Below are 2,775 nucleotides of genomic sequence, written 5' to 3' on the forward strand. Positions count from 1 at the left end.
CCTTAAAACAGGGAACAGATTTTTATGCTGAGGTAACCGTAAAAAATCCTGGCAGAATGGGATATTATGAACAAATGGCGCTAACACAGATTTTTCCTTCAGGTTGGGAAATTATCAATACCCGCGTTAACGATAATCAGAGCATTTTAGCCTCATCTCCTTTTACCTATCAGGATATCAGAGATGACCGCGTTTTCACCTATTTTAATGTAAGGGAAGGTGAAAGTTTAGTTTACAAGGTATTACTTAATGCCTCTTATCTAGGTAAATATTATTTATCAGCCGTTCAATGCGAAGCAATGTACAATAATGATATTTCGGCTACAGAAGCAGGCAAATGGGTGCAGGTGGTGAAGTAGAATAAAAATTAGTTTTAAACCTCGCAGGTTTTTAAAACCTGTGAGGTTTCTTATTTTTAAAAAATTAAATGAACAAAATCTCAAAAGCTTTCCTCATTTCGGATGTTATCTGCTTTGCCCTGCTTTTGGCTTTTCTTTTTTCGTTACCCTCAAAACTGTTCAAAACACCTACTTCGTTTGTAATTGAGGCAAGCAATGGTAATTTATTAAGTGCAGCAATTGCCAGCGATGGACAATGGCGGTTCCCTGTGGCGGACAGTGTTCCTGTAAAATTTAAAGATTGCATCATTGCTTTCGAGGATAAGCGGTTCTATAGTCACTTTGGCATTGATTTTCTGGCCATGAGCAGGGCCATGCGCCAGAATTGGAAAGCTAAAAGCGTGGTTAGTGGCGGGAGTACATTAACTATGCAGGTAATCCGTTTATCGCGAAAACAAGACCGAACGGTTTGGCAAAAATTATTGGAAGTGACTTTAGCTTTACGCTTAGAAACAAAATATTCAAAAGAGGAAATTATAGGCTTATATGCAGCAAATGCGCCCTTCGGCAGCAATGTTGTGGGCTTAGAAGCGGCAAGTTGGCGATATTATGGTCGCAATGCCAAAACCCTTTCATGGGGTGAAATGGCGACATTGGCTGTATTGCCCAATAGTCCTTCTTTGGTACATCCGGGTAAAAACTCGACGCGATTAATTAAAAAAAGAAACGATTTATTAGATAAGCTGGCTAAGTTAAAATACATCGATCAGGCAACTGCGAATTTAGCCAAGTTAGAACCCGTTCCGGGCAAGCCTATGCCTCTACCCCAAAATGCGCCGCATCTGTTGAACCGTTTTAAAATAGAACGAGCGAGTCTTAAAATCTCCTCTACCAGAATTACTTCTACACTGGATGAAAATATCCAGCTAAAAGTTAATGCCATATTAAAACGGTACAATAACCGTTACCGGGCAAACGACATCAACAATATTTCAGCATTAGTGCTGGATGCAAGAACCGGTCATGTTGTAAGTTATGTAGGCAATATCTACCAGCCAGAAAATGCTGACCTACAAAGCCACGTGGATATGATTAAAGCACCACGAAGTCCTGGCAGTACCTTAAAACCCTTGCTTTATGCTAGCATGATGAATGATGGCTTTATATTACCGCACACATTAGTTCCCGATATCCCAACTCAAATAGCGGGCTATTCACCACAAAATTACGATCTGGGCTATGATGGCGCCATTGCTGCAGATAAAGCGTTGAGCCGCTCCTTAAACATCCCTGCAGTAAAAATGCTGCAACAATACAAATATGAACGTTTTTACGATAAACTAAAAAAACTCGGAATAGGAACACTTAACCAACCAGCAGATCATTATGGCTTATCGTTAATTTTAGGCGGTAGCGAAGTTACGATGTGGGATTTGGCTAACACCTACATGGGCATGGTACGTACGTTAAACCATTTCAATACCTATAAAGGTTTGTATAACCCTGAAGATTATAAACCTGCAAGCTATTTCAATGGCGAAAATAAAGATGAAAAAGATTATCAGCGCACCTCCTTTTTAGACCATGGCTCGATTTGGGCTACTTTTAATGCAATGGAAGAGGTAATGCGACCAGGTGATGAAGGTTTATGGGAGCAGTTTTCTTCATCGCAAAGAGTTGCCTGGAAAACAGGAACGAGCTTTGGTTTTCGCGATGCTTGGGCTGTTGGTTTAACACCGAATTATGTGGTTTGTGTTTGGGTAGGCAATGCCGATGGAGAAGGAAGACCAGGCCTGGTAGGAATTGAAGCAGCTGCCCCAGTCCTATTTGACATTTTTAGGTTACTGCCTAATGGAAAATGGTTCGAAACACCAGCCACCAAACTTAAAAAGATAAAAATATGCAAGCAGAGCGGTTATAAAGCTGGAGAATATTGTACCAATGTGACAGAAGAATTAGTGCCGGCTGCAGGAGAGAAAACTGTCGTTTGTCCTTTCCATAAATTGGTTCATTTGGACAGAACAGGCACATTTAGGGTTACCGACCAATGTGAAAGCATAACCCATATGCAGCACAAAAGCTGGTTTATTTTGCCGCCAGCAATGGAGTATTATTACAAAATAAAGAATAGCGACTATAAATCCCTTCCTCCTTTTAAAAGTGGCTGCGACCTTTCGGGTGGAAATAGTGTAATGGAGGTAATTTACCCGAAAAACAATGCAATAGTTTACATTCCCTTAGAACTAGATGGAACAAGAGGCAAAATTGTGATTAATGCAGCCCACAGAAATTCAGGTTCTAAAATATATTGGCATATTGATAATGAATATGTTAGCACCACTACTAATTTTCATCAACTGGCCATTAGTCCACCGCCTGGTAGACATACTTTAACCCTGGTTGATGAAAATGGAGAAAGGCTGGTACAGGTTTTTAC

At 40.4% G+C, this 2,775-nt stretch carries 2 protein-coding genes; both read left to right on the plus strand.

Annotated features, from left to right (window positions below; translation table 11 throughout):
• Positions 1-359 (plus strand): alpha-2-macroglobulin family protein (locus AC1DPQ_RS23665; RefSeq protein ID WP_477611065.1); only part of this gene is annotated, 359 nt, incomplete at its 5' end.
• Between the two features lie 68 nt (positions 360-427).
• Positions 428-2,775 (plus strand): penicillin-binding protein 1C (pbpC, locus tag AC1DPQ_RS23670; protein WP_477611066.1); only part of this gene is annotated, 2,348 nt, incomplete at its 3' end.

The organism is Pedobacter sp. 01T416_2, from assembly GCF_056398925.1.